The organism is Salinirubellus salinus (assembly GCF_025231485.1).
Lineage (GTDB): Archaea > Halobacteriota > Halobacteria > Halobacteriales > Haloarculaceae > Salinirubellus > Salinirubellus salinus.
The window spans coordinates 985859-1012065 of the sequence record NZ_CP104003.1 but is presented as its reverse complement, the minus strand read 5'-3'; the positions used below and the strand labels follow the sequence as shown (position 1 = coordinate 1012065).

The window sequence follows — 26207 nt, the reverse complement described above, 5'->3', positions numbered from 1 at the left end:
ACGGGACGTGCGGTGCCGCGACCGGGAGTTTCAGGTGCCAGCCCCCCGCGGGAAGCCGTATGGTACTCCCCGAGCTGCTGTTGCAGACGAATCCGATCCTCGACGCCACGATGCAGACGGTCCACGTCGTCTTCGCCGGCCTCTGGACCGGGGCAGTCATCCTCTTCGCGCTCGCGGTCCTCCCGAACGGGGTCTCGGGCGATATCCGTCCCGAGCCGCTCTCGCGTATCTCCTCCCGGCTCACCACGCTCACGCGGGTCAGCGCCGTCCTCCTGTTCCTCACCGGCGGCCACCTCGCCGGCGCCTACTACACGTTCGATGTGCTCCTCGGGTCGCTCCCCGGCTACCTCGTCCTCGCGATGCTCGGCCTGTGGCTCGTGATGGTCGGTCTCCTCGAGGTCGGCGGCTCGAAGATGCGCGACGGCCTCGACGCCGACAAGGTCCGCACCCCCGCGCGTGACGCCCAGCCGTTCTACCAGGCCGCGGCCGTCCTCGCCGTCCTCCTGCTGGTCGACGCCGGCCTGCTCGCGATGTACGGTATCGCCTGACGCCCGTCGCCGTACTCTTGTCCGCCCGGCCGTAACGACGCGTATGGCATCCCCGCCGACGCCCCCCGGACACCCCGTGCTGGGCAACACCGTCCAGTACCTCCGGGACCCCGCCGGCTTCCACGCCGAGCACGTCGACCGCCTCGGCGACGTGGTCCGGGTCGACCTCGCGGGGCGGTCGTTCCACTACGTCACCCACCCCGAGGACGTGAAGCGCATCCTCGTCGACGACCGCGACGACTTCCGCAAGGCGAGTGCCGTCCGCGAGACCAGCGGCTCCTTCGGGAGCGAGGGGCTGTTCTTCACCGAGGGGGAGCAGTGGCGCCGCCAGCGCACGCTCTCACAGCCCGCGTTCTACCGCGAGCGCGTCGAGGAGTACGCGAGTTTCGCCGTCGAGGGCGCCCGTTCGCTCGCCGAGGACTGGGTCGACGGCCAGCGCGTGCGCCTCGACGAGGAGAGCAAGGCACTCACGCTCGCCGTACTCGCCCGCACCCTGTTCGGCGTCGACGTGGACGAGGACCCCGAGACGGCACGCGTCGTCCGCGAGACGGCCGACGCCATCAACGAACGACTCGACGCGACCAGCCTCGTCACGTTCCTCCCGAACTGGGTCCCCACCCCGCAGGACCGCCGCTTCCGGTCACAGCTCGACACCTTCGAGGCCACTGTCGCGGACCTCGTCGCCGCTCGCCGCGCCGACCCGGACCCACCGCCCGACCTCCTCACCTTCTTCGTCCGGGCCCGTGACGACGGCGACCTGACGGCCCGCGAACTCGCCGACCAGCTGGTCACGTTCCTCTTCGCCGGCCACGAGACCACGTCGCTCGCGCTCACCTACACCTGCTACCTCCTCGCCGACCACCCCGAGGTGCAGGCGCGGGTCCACGAGGAACTCACGGCGTCCGTCGACGGCGAGCCGACCGTCGACGAGTTCCCGGCGCTGGCGTACACGAGCGCCGTCATAGAGGAGAGCCTGCGCCTGTTCCCGCCGGTCTACATGGTGCTCCGCGAACCCACCCGTGAGGTGAGGCTCCGGGGCTACGCCCTGAACCCGGGGGATACGCTCGTCCTCCCACAGCGCATCGTCCAGCGCGACCCGCGGTGGTGGGACGCCCCCGACGAGTTCCGCCCGGAGCGGTGGCTCGGCGACGAGGACCCGCACGGCCACGAGTACGCCTACTTCCCGTTCGGCGGCGGCCCGCGCCACTGCATCGGGATGCGCTTCGCCCGCCTCGAGCTGACGGCCGCGCTGGCGACACTCTGCCGTCGCGTCCGGTTCGAGGACCCACCCGGTGAACTGCCGCTGTCGTTCGCCGTCACGCTCCAGCCCGGGACGGACGTGGAGCTGACGGTGCGGGAACGCTGATTAAGCGCTCGGCCCGGTCCAGACGGCGACGGTCGCGGTGCGTTGGGCGTCGGGGTTGGTGTTCTGACTCTCCCAGACGACCTTGACGGTGGCGGAGGAGAGGTCGAGGCTCCCACCACTAGGCCCGAGCGTCACTGAGGACCCGGCGCCGAACTGCCCGGGAGAGGCCCCTAACTCTGTGCTGGTGAATTCAAATCGTCCGTTGTCAGCACTCGCACCGTTGACGACGAGCGACAGTCGCTCGGCGTCCACCGGATTCCCGGCCTCGAACGTCACATCAAGTGAGTCATCCGTCCCATCGTTGTATTGGAAAGTGAACGACATCTGCGGCGCGTCGTTGTCCAGCCCGTTCCCCAACCCCAGTACGAACGTCCCGATGACCGCCGCGAGGATGACGGTGATTGCGACCATCAGGATGACCCCGATGACCGGCGAGACGGCATCTTCAGCCGTGAACAGTCGTTTGAGTTGCATCTGTCTTCCTCCACGCCCACCCAGCTGTCCCGGCGTGCCGCCGGGACACCTCGTACGTGAACGCCCGGAAGTTGTGTGCTGGGCCATATAAACTGCCGTGGCGACTACTTTCTCGAAACGGCCAGCCGGAGGAAAGGGTCACCCGACCGCGTCTCGACGCTCAGGCGTCCGGGCCGACCCAGATGGCGAGCGTCGCCGAGCGGCTTCCGTCCGGACTCGTCCAGACCACGCGGACCGTGGCCGCGTCGAGAGCCAGCTCGCCGTCGGCGCCCACCGCCGACGCGTCCAGTCGGACCTGCTGTTGCGTCTCGAAGGGACCACGCTCCGCCCCGAGCGAGTCGGTGAAGGCGTACCGGCCGTCGGCGTCCTCCGTGTCCCTGACGACCAGAGCGAGTTGCTCGGCCGGGAGTGCGTCGCCGCCGGTGGACCGTACCCGCAACCCATCCCCGTCGTCGGGGTGGTAGGTGAACGAGAACGAGGCGTCGGGCAGGTCCGGTTCGGCGCTCGGCCCGACCGTCCGTGAGTCGACGGGTTCGCCGAGCCCCAGCGCCCAGACGCCGACGATGGACGTGAACACGACGGTGATGGCGACGGCCATCAGCACACTCACGGCTGTGGCGACCCCTCTCGCGCTCCGTGGTTGGTCTCCGAGTGGCATCACGCTCCCCGACCGGGACCGACGCGGCGGCCGGTCCTGTTGGTCGAGGTGAAGGTTGGCTGTCAGACGGCATATAAGGACCAGACCGTTTCCGACGTTAGGGGGCCGCTTACCCGGTGGCGCTGGCGGATGGTTCGAGCGCCGCGGCGACGTGGTCGGCACACTTCAGCGCGAGCGCGGCGATGGTGAGCGTGGGGTTCGTCGCCCCGCCCGTGGGGAAGACTGCGGAGGAGGCGACGCGCAGGTTCCCGACGTCGTGGGTGCGGAGGTCCGGCCGGACGACGCTCTCGTCGGGGTCGGTCCCCATCCGCGTCGTCCCCATGTGATGGAAGGCCGGGCCGGTGTTCTCGGGGCCGACGCGCCAGTCGACGTCGACGCCGAGTTCCTCGAGGACGACCGCCTGCACCTCGTTGACGCGTTCGAGCGTCCGCCTGGTCCGGCCGTCGAGCGACCACTGCACGTCCGGCACGGGGTTGCCGTGGTCGTCCGTCGTCGAGCGGTCGAGCGCGATGCGGTTCGCCGCGCGAGGCGGCTGTTCGACCAGCCCCCCCATCCCGACGTGGGTGCCGTAGGCCCCCCGGAGCGACGCGAGCAGCGAGTCACCCCAGTCGTCGGCCGAGAGCGCCATCTCGACGGGTGACGGCCCGGCGTAGTTGAGGAACTCCAGTTTGAACGCCGAGAGGGCGGCGTCACTCGCGGGGACGCCGCCGGCGGTCCCCGTCGTCGACCGGCCGGGCTCGTCGTAGAAGGCGTGTGACTCGCTGGTGAGGAAGCCGACGTGGTTCTGCCGGGTCCGTCGGTCGAGCGTCCCGCCCATCCCGGCGAACAGGTGGTCGTGGAAGTACCGCCCGACCGCGCCGGAGCGGTTGGCGAGGCCGTCGGGGTGGTCCGGCGACGCCGAGAGCAAGAGGAGCCGCGGGATCTCGACCCCGCCGGCCGCGAGGACGAACTCCCGTGCGGTCTGTCGGTGTTCCGTCCCGTCGGGGGTTGCGTAGACGGCGGCCTCGACTCGCCCGGGGTCACTCCCCGTCTCCAGTCGCTGGACCGGCGCCCGGTCTATCACCTCGACGCCGAGTGCCTCGGCCTGCCGGACGGTGTGGCTGGCGTCGTACTTCGCGCCGGAGGGACAGACCGGCTTGCAGGTGCCGTAGCCCACGCAGGGCGAGCGCCCGTCGTACGGTTCGGAGTTCCGGGCGTTCGGAACCGAGTGGGTCGTCACGCCCACTCGCTCGCACGCCTCGGCGAAGAGGGCGTCCGAGTAGGAGGGCTCGAACGCGGGGAGCGGGTGGGGCTCCTCGCGCGGCGGCGCGAACGGATTGTCGCTGGCGCCCGCGACCCCCAGCGCCCGCTCGGCCCGAGCGTAGTAGGGCCGGAGGTCCTCGTACGACAGCGGCCAGTCGACCCCGTAGCCCGACTCGCTCGCCCGCCGGAAGTCCGACTCGTGCAGTCGCATCACCATCCCCTGCCAGTGGAGCGTGGAGCCACCGACGCCCTTCACGCGGGCGGCGTTCAGGGGGTAGTGCCGGTCACCAGTGGAGCGATACGCGTCGCGCGGCCCGCCCATCTTCCACACGGAGTCCGGGGCGTAGGCCGGGCGGATGGTCCGTTCCATCCGGGCCTCGCGGTCGGCGTCCTCGAACCGCGGGCCGGCCTCGAGGACGACCACCTCGTGCCCCTCGCGAGCGAGTTCGCGGGCTACGAGCGCCCCCGCCGGCCCCGCACCCACCACGCAGACGTCCGCCTCGGCCGAGGGGGTCCGGTCGGTCGCACTCACCGGCGCCCACCCGGACCCTGCGTGTAACTCACCGTCCCACCGGGGTGGCCCTGTGGGTTCTCGATACCGACCAGGTCACCACCCGTCGGTGAGGCGTAGAGCGCGTAGAGCAGTTCGTTCACCACGTAGAACCGGACCCGCTCGGGGTGGGTACCGTCTGGCACGGGGTCGGCGGTGTGGACGCCCATCTCGCGGAGTAGGCCGTCGCGACCAGCGGGGCCGAGGGCCGTGAACGACGCGTCTCGCCAGAGGTCGGCGTACGTCTCGAGCGTCGTCGTCGCGGCGTCGACGCCGTCCCGGAACGCCGGCCGCTCGCCCGCCTTCCCGGTCACGTAGGGGTAGACGAACGCCGTGATACCGGACACGTCGCTCGGGAACACCACCTCGGCGGCGGCCACGAGCGTCGCGAGCGTCTCCTCGTCGAGCACCGTGTCCGCGTCCAACTCCGGAACCCGGTCCGGGTTCGCGTCCGGCGATTGGTCGCGGGCGAGTGTGGCCGCCGCCCCCCCACTCACGATTCCAGCACCCGTGAGGGCCGCGAGCGCGTCCCGACGGCTCAGTCGCATCTGTCCGAGGATTAGGTAGACCTAAAGTTAGGCGTTTCGACCTGCCGTGGCGCTCGGTCAGCCGAGGCAGCCCTCGCGGTAGAACGCGTAGACGGTGAGGACGCCGGCGCCGAGGAGGACCGGCCCCACGACGACGGCCGGACTCACGCGCACCCCGAGGTTCCACGCGAGGACGAACGACTGGACGGAGGCGATGGTCGCGCCGAGGAACAGGACGCTCAGGTCGAGGACCCGCTGGTCGGCGGCCGGGTCGACGCGAGCGGCAACGCGGACGAACACGAGCGCGGCGACGCCGATGGCCGGCGCCAGCAGGACGCCGAGCGGCTTGTCGACGACGTTGTCCGGGGTGCCCGAGGCGCCGAAGTGGATGGCCATCTCGCTCGGGAGCGACGGCCAGAGGGCCAGTCCGGCGAGCGCCGAGAGCGCGAGGAGCGCGACAGCCGTGGCGTCCGTCGTTCGAGTCGGGACCACGACGGCGATAGGGTCTGCCGACACTTCAATCGCCGCCGTGGAACCGGGGCTGGCCGGGAGTCAGGGGATCTCGACGTGGGTCCTGAGCGTTCCGACACCCTCGACCTCCACCTCGACCGTGTCGCCGTCCGAGACGGGGCCCACGCCGGCCGGCGTGCCCGTCGAGACGACGTCGCCGGGTTCGAGCGTGAGGTACTGGGTTATCTCCGCGAGGAGTTCGGGCACCGAGAAGATGAACTCGTCGCGCGAGGAGTCCTGGACGGTCTCGCCGTTCAGCCGGCAGCGGACGGCAGCGTCCGCCGGCACCTCGTCGGGGGTCGCCACGACGGGGCCGAGTGGACACGAGTCGTCGAACGCCTTCCCGCGGACCCAGTTCTGCTCGCGGCGCTGGTCGTCCCGGTTCGAGAGGTCGTTGAGACAGGTGAACCCCGCGACGTACTCCATCGCCTCGGACTCGTCGAGCCCCTTGGCCCGCTCACCGACGACGACGGCGAGTTCGGCCTCGTGGTCGATGCGCTCCTTGTCCGGCAGGAGCGTGACCGTCTCGCCGTGGGCGGCCAGCGTGTTCGGCGGTTTCAGGAACAGGAGCGGGCGGTCGGGGACCTCCTTGCCCTGCTCGGCGGCGTGGTCGGCGTAGTTCAGACCGACACAGACCACCTTCGTCGGCTCGCAGGGTGGGAGGAACTCGACCTCGGCCGGGTCGAACTGCTCGGGTTCGAGCGCGACGGCGGCGTCACTCGGGTGCGAGACGATCTCCTCGTCGGCTGGTGCGTACTCGCCGGTACGGACAGTGCCGGTGTCGTCACGGAACCTGACGTGGTGCATGCGGGCCGTCCGGACGGCCGGGCCAAGGCCGTTACGGCTCCGCCGTCCCGATCGCCGGGGGGCCCCCCACGACGCGGTCGAACGGGGCCGAGAGGTCCCGCAGTTCCCGCTCGCGGTGTCCGCTCGGGTCCACGTCGGCCACCACGGTCCCCCCGGCCCTGCAGACGCGGTGGACCGTCTCCCTGACGAACCGGGTGGTTCGAGCGCGGCCCGCATCGCGGCAGAGTCCCGTCAGCGACTCGAAGTAGAACACCGCCGGACCGTGGGCCTCCAGCAGCGAGGTGAGGACCATACTCACCCCGGTCAGGTCCGTCCGCGCGAGCCCGGCGACGACCGATGGCTCGTCGCAGGGGAGCCGCAACGACGACCCGCTGTTCCCACTCAGGTCGACCACCATCGGGTCGTCGGCCGCCGGCCACGAGCTGACCCAGTCGGCCGGGCGGCTCCGCGTCAGCACGGCCACGACCGGCCCGAGCCCGGACGCCCGCGCCAGCGTGCTGACCCGCTCTGGTGCCACCGGCGCGGTCGAGAGGTAGGCTCGAGTGGGGGAGACGGTCATCGGTTCGGTGCAAACACCGGACCTACTAAGTTAATGACACGTTCGACGACCGGGGCGCCGGCTGAACTCACCTCGAACCACCGATTAAACCGCTCGGTCACCACCGAGCGCCTTCTCCATCGTCCGGTGGGGGATGCCGGCGTCCTCGAACTCCTCGCTCGTCCCCGTGTAACCGAGCCGCTCGTAGAACGCTACGACCGGTACCTGCGCGTCGAGACGGACCCGGTCGTACCCCTCGTCGGTGGCGAACGCCTCGGCGTGGGCCATCAGGTCGCGACCGATACCCTCGCCCCGGCGCGACGCCTCGACGGCGACCCGCTCTACCTTCGCTACCCGGCGTCCATCGTCGTCGGCCCCGTAGTCACGGATCCGGGCGGTGCCGACGGGGTAGCCGTCCCACGCGAGCAGGTGGGTGGCCTCGCCGTCGAGGCCGTCGAGTTCCCGGTCCTCGGGGACGTCCTGTTCCTCGACGAACACCGAGCGCCGGAGGTCGATACACGCGTTGAGTTCGGCGTCCGTCTCGACGACGCGTACGTCGACGCTCATACGGTGAACAGGTGCCCCTCGTCGGGCACGTCGAAGATACCCAGTCGTGCCCCGGCGTCGAGCCACGCGTGCCCGTACGAGAACGAGGCGAGCGCGTTCACCGGGTCGTCCTCGTCGCGGAAGTGCCGACCGTCCTCGAGGTACGACCGGGCCATCTCCTCGTACTCGGCGGCCGCCTGGCCCAGCGGCGTCGTCTCGGGGACGGCCACCTCGGCGGCCGCGAGCGCCTCGCTCAGCAGGCGCTCGTACCGGTCGGTCTTCTCTTCGAGGTCCGCGGTCATACCTCACCCTCCCCGCGTCGGCGGGTAAGCCCTTCGGACGGCCCCCGACTCAGTCGGCGACCTGCTCCTCGTCCAGCCCCTCTATCTGGACGAGTTCCTCGACGGGCGGTACCTCCGCCTCGCGCTCCGTGATGATCTCGATGCGCTTCGAGAGCTTCTCGCTCGCGTACTCGATGAGTGGCGTCTGGTCCTGGCCGGTGTCGAACTCCGTCTGGACCGTCCCGGCGATGTGCGGGAGCAGTTCGTTCAGTGTCTCCTGGACGATGGCGCCGTCCACGCCACCCTCCTGCACCAGTTCCCGAACCTTGTGCATCCCGAAGCCGACGTGGCGCCCCTCGTCCGAGCGGATGCGCGTGATGCCCTCGATGAGGCCGTCGAGTACCAGCTGCTCCTCGCCCTCCTCGAGGTTCCAGTTCTCCGGCCCGGTCTCGGAGAACGACGCCTGCAGGCCCCAGTAGGCCGTCTGCGCCAGCACGGACTCCACGGCGAGGTGGTAGTGACAGAACGCGCGGACGCGGTTCTCCGGCGTGTCACCGCCGTCTTCCAGCAGTCGGTGCATCGCGGCCTCCGTCTTGTCGAACAGCGCCTCGTAGTCCTGGTTGAAGTAGCGCTCGTCGGTCGGTCGCGTCACCTCGAACCCCTTGGCCTCCGCGGCCGGGTCGATGACGTCGCGCCAGTAGCGGTCGAAGAACTGGGTGTGCTTGGCCTCCTCGTAGATCTGCGAGGAGACGAACATCTGGTCGTTGATGTCCTCGAGCGTGAGCATCAGCGGGGCGAGGTCCTCCGTGACGGCCTCCTCGCCGGCGCCGAACTTGGCGATGGCGGCGCGGAACCCCTCGAACTCCTCGAAGGTCATCTCGGCCGCCTTCATGTTCTCGAGGTCCTGTTCGAGCAGTTCCTGCGGGATGTCCTCGTAGGGGTCCCAGTGTCGGTAGACGGCGTTCCGGAAGTACCCCCCGGCGAACGAGTCCGGGTCCAGTCGGAGCGAACGTCCCGCATCGGCGTAGCGTGACATGCGTCCGCATACGTCGTACGTCACTTTACCCTGTCGGCGTCCGCGGACGGGCGTTTAAGTCGTCACCGTCGTCAGGCCGGTCTGTCGCAGGTTCGGCCGCTTCGGGCGGTCTTTATCTCGGCGTCGCCCGACGTGCACGGTATGCCTGCGAAACGACGTGGACCCGGCACCTCGCCCGCGATGGTCGACCGCTGGGAGGGGGGTGTCGGCTGGATCGCCCACCCCGACGAGGGGATGCGACGGACGAGTCACGCGCTGGCCACGGACGAAGGGGTCTGGCTCGTCGACCCGGTCGACGCCGACGGCGTCGACGACCTCGTCAGCGAGTACGGTGAGGTGGCTGGCGTCGTCGTCCTCTCGTCGTACCACAGCCGCGACGCCGACACCTTCGCGCAGCGGTACGACGTCCCCGTCCACGGCCCGTCGTTCTTCGACGGGCTCGAGGGGTCGTGTGACGCCCCCGTCCAGGGGTTCTTCGGGACGCTCGGCGACAGCGAGTACCGACTACTCGAACTGTACGACGACGCGGTCTGGAGCGACGCGGCGCTCTGGGACGGCGAGACGCTCGTCGTGATGGAGGCGCTCGCGACCTCCCCCACGCAGACCGTCGGCGACGAGCGGCTGGCCGTCTCGTTCGTCCGTCGGCTGGTGCCGCCACGGCGGGCGCTCTCCGGGCTGCATCCCGAGCGTATCCTCGTCGGCCACGGCGAGGGGGTCCACGCGGACGCCTCGGCCGCGCTCGAGACGGCCCTCGCCACCGCACGGCGACGTGCCCCGCGGTACTTCCTCGAGAACGGGGGCTACGTCGTCGGCGCGCTCTCCTCGGCCGTCGGGGACTGAGCACACTCCCCGTACCGTCCGGTTACCTCCGCCTCACGCGGTTTCGCCCCGCACAGCACAAGCGTTTAACTCCGGGCTCCACTACTCTCACCCATGACAGACGAGCCGGAACATCGACGCCTCATCGTCGCCGGGACAGGTATCGCTGGACTGAGCGCCGCCATCTACGCCGGTCGGTCGAACAACGAGCCCCTCGTGCTCGAGGGGGTCGAACCAGGCGGCCAGCTCACGCTCACCACCGACGTGGCCAACTACCCCGGCTTCCCCGAGGGGATCAGCGGGCCGGACCTCATTAACCGGATGAAGGAGCAGGCCCAGCAGTTCGGTGCCGAGACGAAACACGGCGTCGTCGTCGACGTCACCGCCGAGGGGGAGGGCGCCGACCGCACCTTCCGCGTCGAACTCCGCGACGGTACGGTCTACACGGCCGACGCCTTCATCGCCGCCTCGGGTGCCTCCGCCCGGACGCTGGGTGTCCCCGGCGAGGAGAACCTGATGGGCTTCGGCGTCTCCACCTGTGCGACCTGTGACGGCGCGTTCTTCCGCGGCGAGGACATGCTCGTCGTCGGCGGCGGCGACGCCGCGATGGAGGAGGCCCACTTCCTCACGAAGTTCGCGGACACGGTCTACATCGCTCACCGACGGGAGGAGTTCCGCGCCGAGGACTACTGGATCGACCGGGTCATGGAGAAGGCGGAGGACGGCGAGATAGAGGTCCTCCGCAACACGGAGCTGCTGGAGATTCACGGCTCGGAGGCAGACGGGGTCGACCACGTCACGCTCGCGGAGAACGCCGAGGGGTACCCGAGCGAGAAAGTCGACGACCCCGATACCCGCACCTACGACATGGACGTCGGGGCGGTGTTCCTCGCCATCGGCCACACGCCGAACACCGACTATCTCGCAGAGACGGGCGTCGAACTGGACGACGAAGGCTACCTGATCACACAGGGCGGCCGCGGCGGTAACCAGACCGCCACCGGCGTCGAGGGAATCTTCGGCGCCGGCGACGTGGTGGACTTCCACTACCAGCAGGCCGCCACCGCCGGCGGGATGGGTGTGCAGGCCGCGCTCGACGCCGACGACTACCTCGACGAACTCGACCGGGCGCGGAAGGGCGCGGCTTCCGAGGAGGAATCCGCGGACGAAGAACCCACCGAGGCGGCGACGACGACCGACGACTAACCACCACCTTCTACTCCTCGGGTGCGCGCTCCGCGCGCACCACTCGTCGCAAAAACGTGGGGAGAAATGCGGCGCTCACTACGTTCGCGCCGGGTGAACCTCGCTCGCTCACGCTCGCTCGGACACTGCCAGCAACGTCCGCGGCCATCCGTCCCGCACCCAACAGAGTGATACGGCCCGCTGCCGACGACCAGGTATGGCAGACGACACGGTGACGCTCACCATCGAGAGCGACGAAGGCACGGACGAGGTCACACTCTCGCGCGGACTGCTGGAGATGCTGGCCGAGGGCGACGAGACGCCCGCGGAGGTCGTCGGTGACCTCGCGATGTTCGGCTGTGCCCAGCGCGTCCACATGACCGTCCACCACAGTGAGGGCGACGTCGGCGACGAACTCGAGGCCATCGAGGCGGTCACGATGGACCTCTTCGAGGACCGCTTCGGCGCGACCTACGGCGAGGTCACGGGTCACCAGCACTGACCTCGTTCTCGAACGTTCTCACCCACCCCGAGCGGCCGCCACGCCTCGACCCGGAAGGCGAGGCTTGATGTTCGAAGCCGGTCCGAGTGCCGGACGTGCCCTCCACACGCCTCCTGCCCACGCTGGCAGCTGTGGCGATGCTCTCGCTCGCCGGCTGTCTCGGCGGCGCCGGCTTCCTCGGCCTCGGCTCACCGTCGATGACGGTCGAGAACCGGGGCACCGGCGAGTACCGCGTCTCGGTCACCGTCGTCCACACGGACACCCCGTGGCGAGACGTGCCCATCGAACTCCGGTACGCGAACGGGTCCGTCGAACGGACCACCGTCGCCCCCGGTCGGACGGCCGACGACCCACGGGCCGCCTACTTCGTCCCCGAGAACGTCACGGCGTTCACCGTCGACGGCCCCGCGACCGACCACTGGAACGTCTCGCTCGCCCCGAGTGAGTCCGCCAGCACGAACCTGAGCGCGTGGGCCCCAGGTGACCTCGTCGTCGTCGAGTGGACGCGGGCGGACGGTACCGTCGTCCGGGTGAAGGCGATATCCTGCCGGCGTGGCCTCCAGTCCGTCGAGCGGTACGTCGACGACGCACGCGGCGGTGGTGGCGGCGGGACCAGTTGCACCGATTCCGTCCCTATCTGACCGCCCACGTGAGGACGACGCCCTCGTCCAGTCGCTCGACGCCCTCCAGTTCGAGCTCCGGGAACCCGTCGACGAACCCACGGCCGTCGACCAGCGTCGGGGCCTGCCGGCCGCCGATGACCGTCCCGCCGACGAACACGGACAGGCGGTCGACGAGGTCGTGCTCGAACAGCGAGAAGATGACCTCGCCGCCGCCCTCGACGAGCAGCGACTCGACGCCGTGGGTCTCGAGGGCGTCGAAGGCGGCCGGGAACTCGACGCGGTCGTTCCCACTGCCGGCGGGGACGAGCGTCGCACCCGCAGCGGAGAGCGTCTCGCGCCGCTCCGCACTCGCCGTCTCCCCGTGCAGCAGGTAGGTCACCGGGTCGCCCTCCAGGATGGCCGCGTCGGCTGGCGTCCGGAGGCGGGTGTCGGCCACGACTCGGGCGGGTGGCGTGGGGTCCGGCCCGCGCTCCGCGACGCGGTGGGCCTCGTCGTGCCGGACCAGCGAGGGGTCGTCGGCGACGACGGTCCCCACGCCGACGAGGACGCCGTCGTACTCGGCGCGGAGCCGGTCGACGCGGGCGAAGTCCTCGTCGCCGGAGATGCGGACCTGCCGACGCTCGCGTGTCGATAACTTCCCGTCGGCGCTCGTGGCCGCGTTGACGTGGACGTACACACCGCCTCCTCGGTGGCCGGGGACTATCGGCGTTGTGCCCCGCAGGCGACGATGCTCGCGCGTGTCGCTCGGCCGCACACGAGGCCGTGTGAGCACGCTTAAGACGCGCCCGCGACTGGCCTCGGGTATGCGACCACGGGACCTCTCTGCGCACACGCCATACGCCGCCGGGCGCGGTATCGAGGAGGTGGCCCGCGAGGTCGGGATGGACCCAGACGACCTCGTCAAGCTCTCCTCGAACGAGAACCCGCTCGGCCCCTCCCCCAAGGCCGCCGAGGCCGCCCGGGCGGCCGTGGACGGGGTCAACACCTACCCGAAGGCGGCCCACGCCGACCTCCGCGAGAAACTCGCCGCGCGCTGGGGCCTCACCGCCGACCAGGTGTGGCTCGCCAACGGCGGCGACGGCGCCCTCGACTACCTCTCTCGTGCCCTGCTGGAACCGGGCGACGAGGTGCTCGTCCCCGACCCCGGCTTCGCCTACTACGGGATGTCCGTCCGCTACCACCACGGCCGGGTGAACACCTACCCCCTCCACAAGTCCGAGGAGTTCGCCCAGAGACCCGCGAACGTCCTCGACGCCTACGACGGCGAGCGCATCGTCTACCTCATCACGCCGCACTCGCCGACGGGGAGCGAGATGGGGCACGACGCCATCCTCGAGGTGGCGGACGGCGTCGACGACGACACCTTCGTCCTCGTCGACGAGGCGTACGGCGCCTACACCGACCAGCCGTCGGCTGTCTCGCTGATGGACGGGCGCGACGACGTCGGGGTGCTCCGCACGTTCTCGAAGTCCTACGGCCTCGCCGGCCTGCGCGTCGGGTACATCCTCGCGCCCGAGGCGTGGGCGGACGCCTACGACTACGTCAACACCCCGTTCGCGGTGAACACGCTGGCGCTGGCGGCGGCCTCGGCCGCCCTCGACGACGAGGCGTTCGTCGAACGATCCGTCGAGACCGCCGCGTGGGCCCGCGAGTACCTGTACGAGAACCTCGCGGCGAAGACGTGGGAGTCGGCCGGCAACTACGTCCTCGCCGAGGTCGGTGACGGCGCGGCTATCCAACGCGCGGCACAGGAGCGTGGCGTCATCGTTCGCGACTGTGCCTCGTTCGGCCTCCCCGAGTGCATCCGCATCACCACCGGCACGAAGGAGGAGACCCGCCGTGCCGTCGAGGTACTGAACGAGGTCGTGGCGACCGTCGAGCGATGAGGGTCGCACTCACTGGCACGCCGGGGACGGGCAAGACGACGGTCGCCGACAGACTCGACGCGACCGTCGTCCACCTCAACGACGTGGTCCGCGAACGTGGCCTCACGGAGCGAACCGACGAGGAGCGCGGGACGCTGGTCGTCGACGTCGACGCCGTCGCCGACTACCTGGACGAGGAACTCGGGGCCGAGGCGGGGCCAGTCGTCGTCGAGTCACACCTTGCGCACCTGTTCGACGCCGACCAGGTCGTCGTGCTCCGGTGTCACCCGGCCGAACTGGTCGAACGACTGCGGACCCGCGAGGACGCGGCCAGTCACGACCCACCGAAGACCCCCGAGATGGTCTCGCGCTCGGCCGAGGAGAACGCCGAGGCCGAGGCGCTCGACGTGGTGCTCGCGGAGGCCGTCGAGCAGCACGGCGCCGACGCGGTCTACGAGGTGGACACCACCGGGCGCGACCCGGACGCGGTGGCCGCCGACGTCCGAGCGGTCCTCGCGGGCGACCGGGAGCCGTCGGCCGGCACCGTCGACTTCACGGAGTGGTTGCTGTGACGCTCGACCGCTACCGGAACGTCGCCAACCGGGTGCTCGACCCACTCGTCGGCGCCGCGGCACGGGTGGGGCTCACCCCCGACGGGGTCAGCATCGTCGCGTTCCTGCTGGCCGTGGGCGCGGGCGTCGCGTTCTTCCTCGCGGGTGGCTCGCTCGCCGTCGACGGCGTCCTCCTCCCCGGCGGCGCGGAGTGGTACCTCGTCGGGTCGGCGCTCGTGTTCCTCAACGGCGTGCTGGACCTCGTCGACGGACAGCTGGCCCGACGCCTCGACGTGGCCTCACCCGCCGGCGACCTGCTCGACCACGTCCTCGACCGCTACGCCGACATCGTCGTGGTCGCCGGGCTCGCGGCCGGCATCGAGCGGTACGCGCTCGGCCTCGCGGCGGTCACGGGCGTCCTGATGACCTCCTACCTCGGCACGCAGGCGCAGGCCGTCGGCCTCGATCGGGTGTACGGCGGCCTCGTGGGCCGGGCCGACCGCCTCGCGCTCGTCGTCCTCGCGACGGCCGTGGCACCGTTCCTGCCGGGGGAGCTGGGGCCGCTCCCACTCTCGGTCGTCGGGTGGCTCCTCGTCTTCTTCGCCATCGTGGGGCACCTCACCGCCATGCAACGGTTCTACCACTCGCTACGGGCGCTCTCGTGAGTCCTGCCGAGTCGACACCGCCGGCGTGCCTTTTATGCGTCGGCCTGCCATAGCCCGACCTATGGTTCAGTGTGAGATGTGCGGCACCGAGACCGGTCAGCCCAAGACGGTCAAGATCGAGGGTGCCGAGCTGGACGTCTGCGCCGAGTGTGCGGAGTTCGGCACGGAGGTCCGCCAGCAGTCCTCCTCCTCTACCTCGACGAAGTACTCCACCTCCTCGTCCGGCTCGAGTTCGAGTTCGGGCTCCTCGCAGTCCTCGTCCGGGTCGGGCGGTGGCGGTGGGGGTCAGCGCCGCCGTCGGGACATGTTCGACCAGATGGACGAGGTGGCGCAGGACTACGACACGCGCATCCGGCAGGCCCGCGAGTCGCGCGGGCTGAGTCAGGAGGACCTCGCCAGGCAACTGAACGAGAAGGCGAGTCTCATCCGCAAACTGGAGCGGGGTGACGTGCTCCCGAGCGACAGCGTCCAGCGGAAACTCGAGAGGGAACTCGACATCTCGCTGGTCGAGGGAGCCGCGAGCGACGACACGGACGAGTGGTCGAGCGGCTCCGCCTCGGGTGGGACCACCCTCGGCGACGTCGTGAAGCGCAAGGACTGATCGGAACACGCCACCTGTCGTCTCGATAGTTCCGACCGCCTCTATATCTCTCCCGACCGGACCTAGTAGCGTTTATGCCGAGTGCCCGCCCCCGGTCCGATACATGTCGGCGAACCGTGGCTCTGCGGGCGACCGCACCAGCGGTGTCGGGACAGGTGACGAGCGCGGCCTCGAATCGGCCGAGACACCACCCGGACTCGTCTCGGCGGTGGTGGCCTACACGGACGGCCCCGACAGGCGGACGGTCTACCCGCCGGGGCTCTCCAGCGTCGAACGGATGTCCACGTGGTTCACCGCCGACGACGACGCCTTCCTCGACGTTGACGAGATGCGCTGACCGGCCTCAGTCCAGTTCGTCCACACCGACGGCGAGTGCCGCGCGGCCGTCGGCCAGCGGTTCGTCGAGTTCGACCACCGCGACCGGACTCCCCGCGAGGCGGGTATACTCGACGGCCGTCACCGACCCCGTCCGCGTCTCCCCGTCCACCGTCACCGTGACCCGTCGGCCTTCCATGCACGCCGGTTCGACTCGACGGACAAGGCCCTGACGCTCCGGGAACCGGCCGCGGTGGGGCGAACTTTCAAGCCCCTCGCGGAGTGAGTGCCGGCCATGCCCCGACGACGGGCCGTCCCCCTCCGCGCCGCATTCTTCGTCGGTATCGTCGTTCTGCTCCTGCTCGTCGCGGCCGTGATGCTGGAGCCAGCCGTCCTCGGCGCGTTCGGGGACGTGTTCCGGGAACCCGCCTCCGCCGTCGACGCGAACTGGGTGTTGCTCGCCGCCGTCGCGTTCCCTGGGCTGATGCTCGTCGTCCTGCTCGTCCTCCGCGGCGCGGCCTGAGTCCGGGGTGCTGCGGCCGGACCGTCCGCCCCGGAGAGGCAGATTTTTGCCCAACCGGGGTGCGGACCCGGTATGTTCGTCCTCGTCAACCTGAAGGCGTACCCCTGTGACCCCGTCGCGGTGGCGACGGCGGCCGACGACGTGGCCACCGAGACGGGCGTCCGCATCGCCGTCGCACCGCAGGCCGCCCACCTCGACCGCGTCGCCGAGATCGGCGTGGAGACGTGGGCCCAGCACGTCTCGCCAGTCGAGCACGGCAGCCACACCGGCAGCACGCTCGCCGAGGCGGCGGCCGACGCGGGCGCGACCGGGACGCTCCTGAACCACTCGGAGAACCGCCTGCGACTCGCCGACATCGACGCGTCGCTCCGCGCGGCCGAGCGTGCGGGCCTCGAGACGGTCGTCTGCGCCAACAACCCCCGGCAGGTCGGCGCCGCGACGGCGCTTGAACCCGACGCGGTCGCGGTCGAACCGCCGGAACTCATCGGGACCGGTACACCTGTCTCGACGGCAGACCCCGGAATCGTCGAGGGGGCGGTCGAGGCGGCCGCCGCCGTCGCTCCCGACGTCCCGGTCCTCTGCGGAGCCGGCATCTCGACCGGCGACGACCTGCTGGCCGCCCGCGAACTCGGCTCCGAGGGTGTCCTCCTCGCCTCCGGGGTGGCGAAGGCCGACGACCCGCGGGCGGCGCTCGCGGACCTCGTCGCGGGACTCTGAGCGGTGTCACACGAAGCGCGTCAGCAGACGATAGCTCCCGAGCAAGACGACGACTGAGACGAGAATCCCGCCTGCCTCCAGTGGCGTCCGCAGGAGTCCGAGTGCGCAGATGAGCGTCGTGGCGCACGCCGGCGCGTGCTCCGCGTCGGCCGCGACCATCCCCGCTGCAGTCAGTCCAACCGAGAGCACCGCTGCCGCACCGAGACGGAGCGTGGCCTCACCGAGCGGCGGGAGCGATCCGGTGACCACGAGTCCGGGGGCGAGCAGTCGGTACGCGAGGACGCCAGCGGCGACGCCGATGGCGTGGCCGCCCACCACCCGGCGAGTGGTACCGGCCGTCGGCGTCCGTGCGAGGACGTAGGCAGTCGGGCCGAGACTGGGGAACACCAGCGGCTGTCCGGTCAGCACGGCGAGGCCGGCCGTGACGGCGAGCAACAGGCCGGCCGCGAGTCCGTCACGGACGGCGGGGCGGACGCTCACGGGCGATTCTCGACCGACCGGCGCAAAACGGTGGCGAACTCTTCAGGCGTTCGGCCAGGGAGCGTCGGCCCGTTCGCGGAACGTCTCCTCGACGCGTTCGACGGCGGCCGCGAGCGCCTCGTCCGACAGGCGACCGTCGTGGGCCTCGTCGAGCAGCGACGGGAGGGCGTAGCCGTACCGACCGCGCCCGGCGTGGGCGATGACGCCCGCCTCGCGGAGTTCGCGGTTACGACCGTACGCCGTGGGCCGGTCACCGTCTCCGCCCGCGGCGACGTGCGCGTCGAGCGGCGAGGCCACCTCGCGGTCGCGGTAGAACGCCAGCATCCCGCGGGTGACCGGGTGCATCTCGGCGATGCGCTCCCGGAGCGACGCGACCACCGGCCGCTCGTACGGCTCCTCGTCGCCCCAGTCGTCGGCGCTCTCGCCCGCGTCGTCGGTCGCGGCCGGTTCGGTGTCGGAATCGGACGCGGGGACGAACCCCTCGGTGGGCCCGGCTTCCCAGCCCGTGTCCCAGTCGTCGCCCATCGCCTCCTCGGTCGAGGAACCGGCGTCCTCGGATCCCGCGTCGTGACCATCGTCCTCCTCGGCAGCGTCGGTGGACTCGTCGCCGGGGACGATGATGCCGTCGGGGGTGTCGTCGTCCCCCGTGGTGTCGGGGGCGCTGGGCGCCGGGTCGGCCTGGGTGTGGTCGGACGCACCGTCCTCGGTCCCGTCGGGCGACGGGATGGCGTCCCACGAGTCCGAGGGCCCGGTCGCGACGCGCTCGGTCGACATCGACCCGTCGGCCTCTGGCCACGGGCGGGCCTCCTCGTCCGGCGGCGCCTCCGCTCGCTCCTCGTCGCGGGACTCCACCACCGACGCGGGCGGCTCGCCCTCACCGCTCCAGCGTTCCTCCTCGAGGTGGGCCTGGTAGCCGGTGACGTCCTCACGGAACGCCCGGCCCGTCGCGTGGGCCATCATCGCGCGGGCGAACTGCTCGGCCATGTTCGAGAGGTCACGCGCCTCGGCGAGTTCCGCCTCCAGTTCCTCGATGCGGAGCTCCTTGTCCTTCAGTTTCCGCTCCATCTCGCGGAGCTGGTTCTTCCGGGCCTGCTTCTCCTCGGTTATCTCCTCGAGGTCCGAGACGAGGTCGCCGGAGACGGACTTGAGTTCGGGGCGCTCGAAGTCGTCGAGGCCGGGCGTCGCGCCCGCGTCGAAGGTGCGTTTGCGCTGGAACTGGACCTGTCTGACCTCCTCGTCCCAGTCGGTCATCAGGAACCCCTCGCCGTCGTTCAGGTCCTCGACCCAGTCGGCGTAGTCGCTGCCGAGGATGCGCTGGACGACCTTCGTGTCGTTGCCCCACGTCAGCCGGTGCCAGACGAGCCAGTCACACTGCGTGATGAAGTCCTTCTTCACGTCGGCGGGGCGCTGTGAGATCCCACACATCCCGAGGCCGTGTTTCCGGCCGCGCTTTGCCACCTTGATGAGCATCCGGCCACACTCGTCGAGGCCGCCACCTTCCGGCAGCCACTCGTGTATCTCCTCGACGACGAGCAGGAAGGGTTGCTTCTTCTTCTTCTCCTTGGCGAACAGCTGCCGGGCCACCTCGGTCAGCAACTCCTTCGCCTCGCGCTCGTCGAGGAACGACGAGACGTCGAGGATGATGGGGACGTGTTGTTCGAGCGCGAGTTCGGCGATCTTTCCGGCGTGCTCCGGTGAGACCTGGATGTCACACTCGTCGTCGGCCCCGACGTGGAGGATCTCGTACTCCTCCTTCAGCCCGTAGTACTCGCCGTCGATGTCGACGATGAGCAGGGAGAGGCCGCGGTCCAGCAGTTTCTCGGCCACCACGCTCGCCGTGTTCGACTTCCCGGACCCCGACTTGCCGGTGACGAACCCTCGACCGGTGAGCAGTTCGACGACCGGCAGGTCGACCCGGCCCTCCCCACCCTCGCTCACCGCGCCGACGGTGATCTCTTCCTCGGTGTCGCTCATGTCAGGCGGGTGGCGGTGGCCGGACGTAAACCTCCGTCAGACGTCCGTCTTCCGTCCGTCGGCGTCCGGTTCCTGCCCGCGCCCGTCGCTGTCGCCGTGGTCACCGGCCGCCCGGACGAGCCAGTGGTCATCGTCCTCGCGCACCAGTACCGACGGCTCCCGCATCTTCACGATGTACCCGGTCGGCTGACGGACCGTCTCGTGTGCCGCACGCACCCGGACGAGGTTGCCGATGACCTGCGCCGACGGGGGCTTCTGGGCGGCGCCACAGTCGTAGACGGTGAGGAATTCGTTGCCGTCGGCGGTCTCGTGGACGATGACGTGAGCGTGTCTCGCGAGGTGCCACGCGTCCTCGCCGGCGGCCGGGAGTCGGTTCACAGCCACGAACGGACGGCCGTGGGCAAGAATCCCTCGGCCGGTGGTCGCTCGCCGCGCCACCCCCTCGGTCACTCGTCGAAGTCGCCGAACGTGGTCTGCCCGCGGCTCGGGCGGTCCGAGCGACGCCGTCGCCGGTCCGTTCGCTCGCCGTCGGTCCCCTCGGTGTCGACGGCCGACTCATCCCCCGCGTCGGCGTACGACCCCAGTCGTGACTGCTCGTTCTCGCCGAACTCGAGGTTCGAGACCCGGACCCCGAGCTTCCGTGCGGTCGTCGTCTCGAACTCCGTCAGGAGGTCCAGCGCCACCTCCTCGACGAGCGCCGGGTCGTCGACCGGCCCCGGGAGCGATTTCGCCCGCGTGTTCGTCGCGAACGGCGGTTCGACCACCTTGATGCCGATGGTCCGGTAGAGCGCCCCCTTCGCGGCGGCGCGTTCGGCCACCTCGGCGGCGAGGTCACGGACCTTCTCACGTTTCGTCGCCGGGTCGGCCGTCGCCTCGACGAACGCCGACTCGCTGGAGACGGACTTCGGGTCGCCCTGCGGTTCGACAGCGCGGTCGTCCCGGCCGTTCGCACGCCGGTGCAGTGCCCGGCCACGCTCACCGAACCGGTCGGCCAGCGCCCGCGGGTCCGCGTCGGCCACGTCGCCGGCCGTCTCGATACCCGCCTCGCGTAACTCGCGGGCCGTGACCGGGCCGACGCCGTGGAGTTCCTCGACGTCGAGCGGGGCGAAGAACGCGGCCACCTCGCCCGGCCGGACGACGACGAGTCCGTCGGGCTTGTCGAAGTCGCTGGCGACCTTCGCGGCACTCATGTTCGGCGCGATGCCGACGCTCGCGGTGACGCCGACCTCCTCGCGGATGCGGGCCTTGAGCTCCTCGCCGAACGCCTCCGCAGTACCCGCTCGCCAGCCGACGTCCGAGACGTCCAGGTACGCCTCGTCGATGCTCACCTCGCGGACCGTCTCCGCGCTCTCGTGGAGGATGGCCTTCACCTGCGCCCCGACCTCCTGGTAGTAGTCCATGTCGACCGGGCGGTAGTGGCCGGTCCCCTCGGGGGGGTCGCCCTCGTCGAGTTCGGCCCGGCGGGGGAGCGCCTCCAGTGCCTGCGAGATGGGCATCGCGCTCTCGACACCGTACTCGCGAGCCTCGTAGGACGCGGTGGCGACGGCCCCGTGTGTCTCCCCGTGGTCGTACCCCATCCCGACGACGAGGGGCTCCCCCACTAGGTCGGGGTCCTTCAGGCGCTCGCAGGCGGCGTAGAAGCAGTCCATGTCGACGTGGACGACCACGCGAGGCTCCCCCTCGTCCTCGACACCGGGGAGTCGCGGCCCGCGGTTCACGCCACCCGGTACTCGGCCGACGCCAAAGAACGCACCGAGTCCGGAGTGAAAGTGGTGTGTCGGCTCACCCCTCGGGGGTCGGCCGTTCGTAGGCGACCGTCGGCGCGTCGAGCCGTTCGAGGTTCGCTGCCAGCGCCCGCGAGACGGCCGTGGGCGCGTCCGGGTCGACGCCCACCGCCACGCGCCCCTCGTAGCGGTGGCTCTCCAGTTGCGAGCGGGCCTCGAAGTGCCGGCCGTAGCCGTCCGACCCCCACGCGACCTGCGTGTCGAACACCTTCTCACGGAAGCCGGCGTCGTAGTTGGCGCGTGCCTTGGTGTCGAGCGTGTCGAGGCGCTGGGCGACGGCGGAGTGCTCGCGCGCCACGGCGAGGAGCAGGTCGGTCACCGGATAGGAGGGGTCCTCGTCGAGGTCGGGGGCGTAGGCCCCGGGGACGCGCTCGAGCGACCCGTCCGCCGCCACCTCGTACGCGAGGAGTCGGCCCACGCCGCCCTCGTACCAGTGGGCGACCGCGGTGGGACGCATCCCGCCACCGATGGGTGGGGCGGCGCCGACGTGGACCACCGCGACGAGCGAACTCATACCGGTCGTTCGGCGGGCGACACCCTGAACGTTGGCGTCGGGCGATGCACGACCGTCACCCACCCGACGCAGGCTTTTGTCCGGCCGGAAGCCAGACGACGTGTGCGCCGTCGCCAACTACTCGGTGGGCTCACGGTGGGCGCGGCCGGGCTCATCGCGGGGTGCGTCGTCGACTACACGCCGGAGTCGGGAGCGGGCGTCGACGACCACGCCGGGAGTGCCGTCGCCTACGACCGGCGGGTCGACGGCGAGACGCTCTCGTTCACCCGCGCCGAGGGCGACGCGAGTGTCCCCCGCGCGGGTGGGTCACGGTGGGCTATCGGGAGCGGCCGGGCGCTGGACGGACCGCACGAGGGGACGCGGCTCGTGCAGGCCAACCGCTCGCCGCCGATGTTCTTCTTCGCGTGGCTCGCGTTCCACCCCGAGACGCGCGTCTGGGGACGCGAACGCCGGACCTAGAGCAGGGCACCGGGGTTCATCACGCCCGCCGGGTCGAGCGTCCGCTTCATCGAACGCACGGCGTCGAGGTACCCGTCGGGGACCTCGCGGTGGTAATGTTCGCGGTGAACCCGCCCGACGGCGTGATGGTGGGTGATGGTCGCCCCGAACTCCTCGAGCGTGTCCGAGGCCGCTCGTTTCACCTCGCGCCACTGCTCCAGTTCTCGACCCACCTCGGCGGGCGCGAGGAGCGTGTAGTACGGTGCCGGGCCGTCCTCGTAGACGTGGGTGAACCGACAGGAGAGGAAGCCCGTGCCACACACCTCGTCCATCGCGGCCCCGACGCGCTCCTGTACGGCCTCGTGCAGTGCCGGGAACTGGTCCCACGTCACCGCCGTCTCGAACGTGTCGACGAGGACGCCCATCGACACGAGCGCGTTGTAGCGGTAGGGGCCCTCGAAGAACGCGTTCCGCCACTTGCCCTCCGTCGAGGAGTCGCGGTCGCCCTCCCCGGACGCGGCCTCGGCGTTCAGGTCCCGGTGCGTGGGTCCGTCCGGACAGGTGCCACCGTGCTCGTCGGCCAGTTCGAGTGCCCGGGCCATCTCGTCCTCGACGGGGTGGTCGGTGGACTCGAACCCCAGCACGAGGAGGCTGGACCCGTCGAACGCCAGCTCGTTCAGCATCGCCTCGTTCGCGTCCAGAAGCCGGCAGTTCGCGGGATAGAGTCGCGCCTGCACGATCTCCCGCGTCGCCGCCACGCCGTCCCAGTAGTCGTCGAACCGGACCGTGGCTCGGGAGCGATACGGCGGCCGTGGTTGGACCCGCACCCACGCTTCCGTGATCACGCCGAAGGCTCCCTCGCTACCGAGCAGGAACCGGTTCGGGTCCGGCCCCGCACCGGACGCGGGGAGTCGTCGCGTCTCCAGCGTCCCGCTCGGCGTGACCGCACGGACGCTCTCTACGAAGTCGTCGATGTGCGTGTAGCGGGTGGCGAAGTGCCCGCCCGCCCGTGTCGCGATCCACCCGCCGAGCGTCGAGAACTCGTAGGACTGCGGGTAGTGTCTGAGTTGCAGGCCGTGCTCGGCCAGCTGCTCGCGTATCTCCGGCCCCCTCGCTCCGGCCTGGATGCGGGCCGCCCGGGAGTGCTCGTCGACCTCCAGCACGCGGTCCATCTCCCGCACGTCCAGCGAACACACCCCGGCGTAGCCGTCGCCCTCGCACTCCACGCCACCGACCACGCTGGTGCCGCCGCCGAAGGGGACGACGGCGACGTTCGCCTCGGTTGCCCACGCGAGCAGGTCCGCCACCTCTGACTCGTTCTCCGGGCGGGCGACCACGTCCGGTGCGTTCGCGTAGTCGCCGTGGAACCCTCGGACGAGGTCACGGTACGCCTTCCCGTAGGTGTGCTGGGCGCGAGCGCGTCGGGACTGGCTGGTGGTGGCGTGGTCGGGCCCCTCGATTCGCGGGGCCGGCAGTTCGACGTCCTCGAGTCCGGGGAGGTCCAGCAACGGGCGTTCCGGGAACCCGAGCAGCCCCTCTATCTGGGTCCTGAGTTCCCGCCGGTCCTCGTCGGTCGGGAGGCGGTCCTCCCACCCCCACGCCCAGAAGGAGACGGGCCGGTTCGTGTCGTCGGTCATACGTATGGGTTCACTGGTGCCGGCATAACGGTTCGGCCCCGCTGGCGTGCGGATGCCCTCGGTGCTCCCGTGACTCACCGGTGGGGCTGTGCGGAACGGGGCCGGCGTGGTCGTCGACGATGGCGCGTCGGGGACAGTCGAGACACCCGACACCACTCATTAGCCCACGTCCCCTCAGGTGGCCGTGATGCCTCACCTGACAACGGTACTACAGGCCATCTCGCCGGAGGAGCTGGTCGAGTTGTTCCAGCCACAGGAGGGCCCGATACTGCGGAGCCTCGTCGTGTTCGTCCTCACGCTGCTGGTGGTCTACGCGCTCGTCCGCTTCGGGGTCGTGCGACCACTCACCCGGATGATGGACCGTCGGGGTGTCGACTCCTCGATCGTCAGTCTCGCACGTCTCCTGGGACAGATCAGCAGCGGCGTCGTCGCGTTCGGTCTGGCGTTCGCGTTAGCCGGGTTCGGGTCCATCGTGACGGCGTTCTCGGTGGTGGTCGGCGCGGCCGCGATCGCCGTCGGTCTCGCAGCGAACGAACTCTTCGCCAACCTGCTCTCGGGCCTCTACATCATCAACGAGAAACTGTTCGAGGTCGGGGACTGGATCGAGTGGGAGGACAGCCGGGGTCGGGTCGAGCGTATCGACCTCCGGGTGACACGCGTTCGGACGTTCGACAACGAGCTCGTCGCGGTGCCGAACTCGCTTCTCGCGAACACGGCCATCACCAACCCCGTGGCCTTCGATCGGATGCGAATCAGCAGTCGGTTCAGGGTCGGATACGGGCAGATCGACCAGGCGACCGACATCGTCCTCACCGAGGCACGAGCGCTTCCGGACGTACTCTCCGACCCCGAGCCGAGCGTCAGGATCAGCGACCTCGGCGACGGGTACGTCGAGCTGAACGCACGCATCTGGTTGACCGACCCGTCTCGTTCGCACTACAACCGGCTCCGCTCGGAGTACATCACCGCCGTCGCCCACCGGCTCGCCCAGGCGGGCATCGGACCGGACCCGAGCCCGGTCCGGCTCTCGGGGACGCTCGACATCGACGGGGTGGAGGGGACGAGCCCCGTCTCGAGGTGAGCGCGACCCGTCCGGAGCCGAAGACCGATGCGGGAGGGCTGCCGCTGGGTCGTAGCGAGCTACTCACCGGTTCGAACCCGCTGCCGACAGCCGAACGCACCCCGCTCCTGCTGGAATCCGGTCCGACGACGCCTCGTTGGCTACGCTCACGAGACTGTCGCTCGGTGAGTTACGTCATGGGGACGGAGGGATTTGAACCCCCGATCGACTGATATCTCCGGTGTGCGCCTCGGTCCTCCAGAGGGTCGTCAACGCGGTCCGATGATCAGTCGGCCGCTCGGTATATCAGTCTGGAGTGTCGTCCCGGGCGCGTGGCCTCTGGAGTCAGTCGCCATGCCTGGCTTGGCCACGTCCCCGCACTCTCGGATATGCCCAACCGCTGTAAAGGGATTTCGGTTCGGCAACCCTCTATGCCACTCGCCACCCTACGGTCGGGCATGGACGAGGACACCGTCCCGGTGACGGTCCGGACCGGGACGTACGAGACGACGCTCTCGGTCACCCGTGGGTCGAACCTCCGCCGGGTCCTCCTGGACCACGGGTTCGAGGTGTACGGCACGCTCTCGCGCCTGGCCAACTGCGGCGGGAACGGACTCTGCGGGACCTGCGGGGTACGCCTCGACGGGCCGGACGGCCCGCCCGAGCCGACCCACTGGCACGACGCCGCGGCCGAGGAGTGGGGCTACCCCCGGCTCTCCTGTCAGGTGCACGTCGACGGCCCACTGACGGTCGACCTCGTCGAGAAGGTGCTGTGGGGACAGCTCCGCCCCCGGCCGTCAGACACGACCGGAGAGCAGCCCTGAGGGTCCGGGGTACCCACGGGACGCCGAGCACTCGCCCGGCCGTCGGG

Annotated in this window: 34 protein-coding genes and 1 tRNA gene; 16 read left to right on the top strand and 19 right to left on the bottom strand. The window is 70.5% G+C overall.

The genetic code is table 11. The features are described from left to right. Window positions 1–59: 59 nt before the first annotated feature. On the top strand, window positions 60–548 hold the full coding sequence (locus tag N0B31_RS05605) for a CopD family protein (RefSeq protein WP_260594871.1): 489 nt from the start codon (window positions 60–62) through the stop codon (window positions 546–548). 43 nt (window positions 549–591) lie between these two features. Next, window positions 592–1914 carry a cytochrome P450 gene (locus N0B31_RS05600; RefSeq protein ID WP_260594870.1) on the top strand — a complete coding sequence of 441 codons (1323 nt, stop codon included), beginning with the start codon at window positions 592–594 and terminating at the stop codon, window positions 1912–1914. Here the strand turns inward: N0B31_RS05600 and N0B31_RS05595 are convergent, their stop codons facing one another. From N0B31_RS05595 to N0B31_RS05550, 10 genes are all read right to left on the bottom strand, one after another. Next, window positions 1915–2388: a type IV pilin domain-containing protein gene (locus N0B31_RS05595; RefSeq protein ID WP_260594869.1), complete on the bottom strand. Its 474-nt coding sequence runs from the start codon at window positions 2386–2388 to the stop codon at window positions 1915–1917. It abuts the gene before it with no gap. Window positions 2389–2548: 160 nt separating this feature from the next. After that, a complete protein-coding gene (locus N0B31_RS05590; RefSeq protein ID WP_260594868.1) occupies window positions 2549–2986 on the bottom strand; it encodes a hypothetical protein in 438 nt (145 codons plus the stop codon). Between the two features lie 169 nt (window positions 2987–3155). Beyond that, the gene (locus tag N0B31_RS05585; RefSeq protein ID WP_260594867.1) at window positions 3156–4820 is read right to left on the bottom strand and encodes a GMC family oxidoreductase; all 1665 of its coding nucleotides are present in this window, start codon (window positions 4818–4820) and stop codon (window positions 3156–3158) included. Continuing rightward, window positions 4817–5386 (bottom strand): gluconate 2-dehydrogenase subunit 3 family protein, encoded by a 570-nt coding sequence (locus N0B31_RS05580; RefSeq protein WP_260594866.1) that lies wholly within the window; start codon window positions 5384–5386, stop codon window positions 4817–4819. The genes N0B31_RS05585 and N0B31_RS05580 overlap by 4 nt, the downstream gene beginning before the upstream one ends. 57 nt (window positions 5387–5443) lie before the next feature. Continuing rightward, window positions 5444–5857 carry a DUF1648 domain-containing protein gene (locus N0B31_RS05575; RefSeq protein WP_260594865.1) on the bottom strand — a complete coding sequence of 138 codons (414 nt, stop codon included), beginning with the start codon at window positions 5855–5857 and terminating at the stop codon, window positions 5444–5446. Between the two features lie 60 nt (window positions 5858–5917). After that, a complete protein-coding gene (locus N0B31_RS05570; protein WP_260594864.1) occupies window positions 5918–6682 on the bottom strand; it encodes a fumarylacetoacetate hydrolase family protein in 765 nt (254 codons plus the stop codon). Between the two features lie 31 nt (window positions 6683–6713). Further along, a complete protein-coding gene (locus N0B31_RS05565) occupies window positions 6714–7241 on the bottom strand; it encodes a DUF7504 family protein (protein WP_260594863.1) in 528 nt (175 codons plus the stop codon). Window positions 7242–7325: 84 nt separating this feature from the next. Then, window positions 7326–7787 carry a GNAT family N-acetyltransferase gene (locus tag N0B31_RS05560; RefSeq protein ID WP_260594862.1) on the bottom strand — a complete coding sequence of 154 codons (462 nt, stop codon included), beginning with the start codon at window positions 7785–7787 and terminating at the stop codon, window positions 7326–7328. Next, window positions 7784–8068, bottom strand: coding sequence for a DUF357 domain-containing protein (locus N0B31_RS05555; protein WP_260594861.1), 285 nt, complete (start codon window positions 8066–8068; stop codon window positions 7784–7786). Before N0B31_RS05555 ends, N0B31_RS05560 begins: the two co-directional genes overlap by 4 nt. Window positions 8069–8117: 49 nt before the next feature. Beyond that, a complete protein-coding gene (locus N0B31_RS05550) occupies window positions 8118–9083 on the bottom strand; it encodes a ferritin family protein (protein ID WP_260594860.1) in 966 nt (321 codons plus the stop codon). A gap of 141 nt (window positions 9084–9224) precedes the next feature. Here N0B31_RS05550 and N0B31_RS05545 point away from each other — a divergent pair, with 141 nt between their 5' ends. The 4 genes from N0B31_RS05545 (at window position 9225) to N0B31_RS05530 (ending at window position 12230) form a co-directional block, all read left to right on the top strand. Further along, window positions 9225–9923: a hypothetical protein gene (locus N0B31_RS05545; protein WP_260594859.1), complete on the top strand. Its 699-nt coding sequence runs from the start codon at window positions 9225–9227 to the stop codon at window positions 9921–9923. A gap of 93 nt (window positions 9924–10016) precedes the next feature. Further along, window positions 10017–11108 carry an NAD(P)/FAD-dependent oxidoreductase gene (locus N0B31_RS05540; protein WP_260594858.1) on the top strand — a complete coding sequence of 364 codons (1092 nt, stop codon included), beginning with the start codon at window positions 10017–10019 and terminating at the stop codon, window positions 11106–11108. 196 nt (window positions 11109–11304) lie between these two features. Next, a complete protein-coding gene (locus N0B31_RS05535; protein ID WP_260594857.1) occupies window positions 11305–11589 on the top strand; it encodes a DUF7545 family protein in 285 nt (94 codons plus the stop codon). Between the two features lie 95 nt (window positions 11590–11684). After that, on the top strand, window positions 11685–12230 hold the full coding sequence (locus N0B31_RS05530; protein ID WP_260594856.1) for a hypothetical protein: 546 nt from the start codon (window positions 11685–11687) through the stop codon (window positions 12228–12230). Here N0B31_RS05530 and N0B31_RS05525 read toward each other — a convergent pair. After that, complete coding sequence (locus tag N0B31_RS05525; RefSeq protein WP_260594855.1) at window positions 12223–12888, bottom strand: 2,5-diamino-6-(ribosylamino)-4(3H)-pyrimidinone 5'-phosphate reductase; 666 nt, start codon at window positions 12886–12888, stop codon at window positions 12223–12225. The two genes, N0B31_RS05530 and N0B31_RS05525, sit on opposite strands and share 8 nt — an antisense overlap. 127 nt (window positions 12889–13015) lie before the next feature. Here N0B31_RS05525 and hisC point away from each other — a divergent pair, with 127 nt between their 5' ends. The 5 genes from hisC (at window position 13016) to N0B31_RS05500 (ending at window position 16231) form a co-directional block, all read left to right on the top strand. Then, window positions 13016–14098, top strand: coding sequence for a histidinol-phosphate transaminase (gene hisC / locus N0B31_RS05520; RefSeq protein ID WP_260594854.1), 1083 nt, complete (start codon window positions 13016–13018; stop codon window positions 14096–14098). Then, window positions 14095–14649: an adenylate kinase family protein gene (locus N0B31_RS05515; protein WP_260594853.1), complete on the top strand. Its 555-nt coding sequence runs from the start codon at window positions 14095–14097 to the stop codon at window positions 14647–14649. Before hisC ends, N0B31_RS05515 begins: the two co-directional genes overlap by 4 nt. After that, a complete protein-coding gene (locus N0B31_RS05510; protein WP_260594852.1) occupies window positions 14646–15293 on the top strand; it encodes a CDP-alcohol phosphatidyltransferase family protein in 648 nt (215 codons plus the stop codon). The genes N0B31_RS05515 and N0B31_RS05510 overlap by 4 nt, the downstream gene beginning before the upstream one ends. A gap of 61 nt (window positions 15294–15354) precedes the next feature. Continuing rightward, window positions 15355–15894, top strand: a complete 540-nt coding sequence (locus N0B31_RS05505) for a multiprotein bridging factor aMBF1 (protein ID WP_260594851.1) — start codon at window positions 15355–15357, stop codon at window positions 15892–15894. Window positions 15895–15997: 103 nt separating this feature from the next. After that, window positions 15998–16231 (top strand): DUF7511 domain-containing protein, encoded by a 234-nt coding sequence (locus N0B31_RS05500; RefSeq protein ID WP_260594850.1) that lies wholly within the window; start codon window positions 15998–16000, stop codon window positions 16229–16231. A 6-nt stretch (window positions 16232–16237) separates the two neighbouring features. Here the strand turns inward: N0B31_RS05500 and N0B31_RS05495 are convergent, their stop codons facing one another. Then, window positions 16238–16408, bottom strand: a complete 171-nt coding sequence (locus N0B31_RS05495; protein ID WP_260594849.1) for a hypothetical protein — start codon at window positions 16406–16408, stop codon at window positions 16238–16240. Window positions 16409–16504: 96 nt separating this feature from the next. Between N0B31_RS05495 and N0B31_RS05490 the strand changes: the two genes are divergently transcribed. Continuing rightward, entirely contained in the window at window positions 16505–16732 is a 228-nt protein-coding gene (locus tag N0B31_RS05490; RefSeq protein WP_260594848.1) for a hypothetical protein, read from the top strand. 72 nt (window positions 16733–16804) lie between these two features. Continuing rightward, window positions 16805–17449, top strand: a complete 645-nt coding sequence (tpiA, locus tag N0B31_RS05485; RefSeq protein ID WP_260594847.1) for a triose-phosphate isomerase — start codon at window positions 16805–16807, stop codon at window positions 17447–17449. A 6-nt stretch (window positions 17450–17455) separates the two neighbouring features. Here tpiA and N0B31_RS05480 read toward each other — a convergent pair whose 3' ends face one another. From N0B31_RS05480 to N0B31_RS05460, 5 genes are all read right to left on the bottom strand, one after another. Continuing rightward, window positions 17456–17929, bottom strand: coding sequence for an HPP family protein (locus N0B31_RS05480; RefSeq protein ID WP_260594846.1), 474 nt, complete (start codon window positions 17927–17929; stop codon window positions 17456–17458). A 42-nt stretch (window positions 17930–17971) separates the two neighbouring features. After that, entirely contained in the window at window positions 17972–19903 is a 1932-nt protein-coding gene (locus N0B31_RS05475; RefSeq protein WP_260594845.1) for an ATP-binding protein, read from the bottom strand. Between the two features lie 36 nt (window positions 19904–19939). Then, window positions 19940–20281 carry a hypothetical protein gene (locus tag N0B31_RS05470; RefSeq protein WP_260594844.1) on the bottom strand — a complete coding sequence of 114 codons (342 nt, stop codon included), beginning with the start codon at window positions 20279–20281 and terminating at the stop codon, window positions 19940–19942. 68 nt (window positions 20282–20349) lie between these two features. Then, on the bottom strand, window positions 20350–21621 hold the full coding sequence (dinB, locus tag N0B31_RS05465) for a DNA polymerase IV (protein ID WP_260594843.1): 1272 nt from the start codon (window positions 21619–21621) through the stop codon (window positions 20350–20352). Window positions 21622–21685: 64 nt separating this feature from the next. Next, window positions 21686–22201, bottom strand: coding sequence for a hypothetical protein (locus tag N0B31_RS05460; protein WP_260594842.1), 516 nt, complete (start codon window positions 22199–22201; stop codon window positions 21686–21688). 102 nt (window positions 22202–22303) lie between these two features. Here N0B31_RS05460 and N0B31_RS05455 point away from each other — a divergent pair, with 102 nt between their 5' ends. Then, entirely contained in the window at window positions 22304–22660 is a 357-nt protein-coding gene (locus N0B31_RS05455; protein ID WP_260594841.1) for a DUF3179 domain-containing (seleno)protein, read from the top strand. On the opposite strand, the gene N0B31_RS05450 is transcribed toward N0B31_RS05455, so the two are convergent. Further along, window positions 22657–24276: an FAD-binding oxidoreductase gene (locus N0B31_RS05450; protein WP_260594840.1), complete on the bottom strand. Its 1620-nt coding sequence runs from the start codon at window positions 24274–24276 to the stop codon at window positions 22657–22659. The two genes, N0B31_RS05455 and N0B31_RS05450, sit on opposite strands and share 4 nt — an antisense overlap. A gap of 187 nt (window positions 24277–24463) precedes the next feature. On the opposite strand from N0B31_RS05450, the gene N0B31_RS05445 reads away from it, so the two are divergent. Further along, complete coding sequence (locus N0B31_RS05445; RefSeq protein WP_260594839.1) at window positions 24464–25357, top strand: mechanosensitive ion channel family protein; 894 nt, start codon at window positions 24464–24466, stop codon at window positions 25355–25357. Between the two features lie 177 nt (window positions 25358–25534). On the opposite strand, the gene N0B31_RS05440 is transcribed toward N0B31_RS05445, so the two are convergent. Further along, window positions 25535–25713, bottom strand: a tRNA-Trp gene (locus N0B31_RS05440). An 81-nt stretch (window positions 25714–25794) separates the two neighbouring features. Here N0B31_RS05440 and N0B31_RS05435 point away from each other — a divergent pair. Further along, window positions 25795–26160, top strand: a complete 366-nt coding sequence (locus N0B31_RS05435; protein WP_260594838.1) for a 2Fe-2S iron-sulfur cluster-binding protein — start codon at window positions 25795–25797, stop codon at window positions 26158–26160. Window positions 26161–26207: the final 47 nt, after the last annotated feature.

What these genes read in the sequence shown, in the direction of transcription:
- N0B31_RS05605 (WP_260594871.1), top strand. Translation starts at nt 60, where the DNA reads ATGGTACTCCCCGAGCTGCTGTTGCAGACGAATCCGATCCTCGACGCC.
- N0B31_RS05600 (WP_260594870.1), top strand. Translation starts at nt 592, where the DNA reads ATGGCATCCCCGCCGACGCCCCCCGGACACCCCGTGCTGGGCAACACC.
- N0B31_RS05595 (WP_260594869.1), bottom strand. Translation starts at nt 2,388, where the DNA reads ATGCAACTCAAACGACTGTTCACGGCTGAAGATGCCGTCTCGCCGGTC.
- N0B31_RS05590 (WP_260594868.1), bottom strand. Translation starts at nt 2,986, where the DNA reads ATGGCCGTCGCCATCACCGTCGTGTTCACGTCCATCGTCGGCGTCTGG.
- N0B31_RS05580 (WP_260594866.1), bottom strand. Translation starts at nt 5,386, where the DNA reads ATGCGACTGAGCCGTCGGGACGCGCTCGCGGCCCTCACGGGTGCTGGA.
- N0B31_RS05570 (WP_260594864.1), bottom strand. Translation starts at nt 6,682, where the DNA reads ATGCACCACGTCAGGTTCCGTGACGACACCGGCACTGTCCGTACCGGC.
- N0B31_RS05565 (WP_260594863.1), bottom strand. Translation starts at nt 7,241, where the DNA reads ATGACCGTCTCCCCCACTCGAGCCTACCTCTCGACCGCGCCGGTGGCA.
- N0B31_RS05560 (WP_260594862.1), bottom strand. Translation starts at nt 7,787, where the DNA reads ATGAGCGTCGACGTACGCGTCGTCGAGACGGACGCCGAACTCAACGCG.
- N0B31_RS05555 (WP_260594861.1), bottom strand. Translation starts at nt 8,068, where the DNA reads ATGACCGCGGACCTCGAAGAGAAGACCGACCGGTACGAGCGCCTGCTG.
- N0B31_RS05550 (WP_260594860.1), bottom strand. Translation starts at nt 9,083, where the DNA reads ATGTCACGCTACGCCGATGCGGGACGTTCGCTCCGACTGGACCCGGAC.
- N0B31_RS05545 (WP_260594859.1), top strand. Translation starts at nt 9,225, where the DNA reads ATGCCTGCGAAACGACGTGGACCCGGCACCTCGCCCGCGATGGTCGAC.
- N0B31_RS05540 (WP_260594858.1), top strand. Translation starts at nt 10,017, where the DNA reads ATGACAGACGAGCCGGAACATCGACGCCTCATCGTCGCCGGGACAGGT.
- N0B31_RS05535 (WP_260594857.1), top strand. Translation starts at nt 11,305, where the DNA reads ATGGCAGACGACACGGTGACGCTCACCATCGAGAGCGACGAAGGCACG.
- hisC (WP_260594854.1), top strand. Translation starts at nt 13,016, where the DNA reads ATGCGACCACGGGACCTCTCTGCGCACACGCCATACGCCGCCGGGCGC.
- N0B31_RS05515 (WP_260594853.1), top strand. Translation starts at nt 14,095, where the DNA reads ATGAGGGTCGCACTCACTGGCACGCCGGGGACGGGCAAGACGACGGTC.
- N0B31_RS05505 (WP_260594851.1), top strand. Translation starts at nt 15,355, where the DNA reads ATGGTTCAGTGTGAGATGTGCGGCACCGAGACCGGTCAGCCCAAGACG.
- N0B31_RS05500 (WP_260594850.1), top strand. Translation starts at nt 15,998, where the DNA reads ATGTCGGCGAACCGTGGCTCTGCGGGCGACCGCACCAGCGGTGTCGGG.
- N0B31_RS05495 (WP_260594849.1), bottom strand. Translation starts at nt 16,408, where the DNA reads ATGGAAGGCCGACGGGTCACGGTGACGGTGGACGGGGAGACGCGGACG.
- N0B31_RS05490 (WP_260594848.1), top strand. Translation starts at nt 16,505, where the DNA reads ATGCCCCGACGACGGGCCGTCCCCCTCCGCGCCGCATTCTTCGTCGGT.
- tpiA (WP_260594847.1), top strand. Translation starts at nt 16,805, where the DNA reads ATGTTCGTCCTCGTCAACCTGAAGGCGTACCCCTGTGACCCCGTCGCG.
- N0B31_RS05475 (WP_260594845.1), bottom strand. Translation starts at nt 19,903, where the DNA reads ATGAGCGACACCGAGGAAGAGATCACCGTCGGCGCGGTGAGCGAGGGT.
- N0B31_RS05460 (WP_260594842.1), bottom strand. Translation starts at nt 22,201, where the DNA reads ATGAGTTCGCTCGTCGCGGTGGTCCACGTCGGCGCCGCCCCACCCATC.
- N0B31_RS05450 (WP_260594840.1), bottom strand. Translation starts at nt 24,276, where the DNA reads ATGACCGACGACACGAACCGGCCCGTCTCCTTCTGGGCGTGGGGGTGG.
- N0B31_RS05445 (WP_260594839.1), top strand. Translation starts at nt 24,464, where the DNA reads ATGCCTCACCTGACAACGGTACTACAGGCCATCTCGCCGGAGGAGCTG.
- N0B31_RS05435 (WP_260594838.1), top strand. Translation starts at nt 25,795, where the DNA reads ATGGACGAGGACACCGTCCCGGTGACGGTCCGGACCGGGACGTACGAG.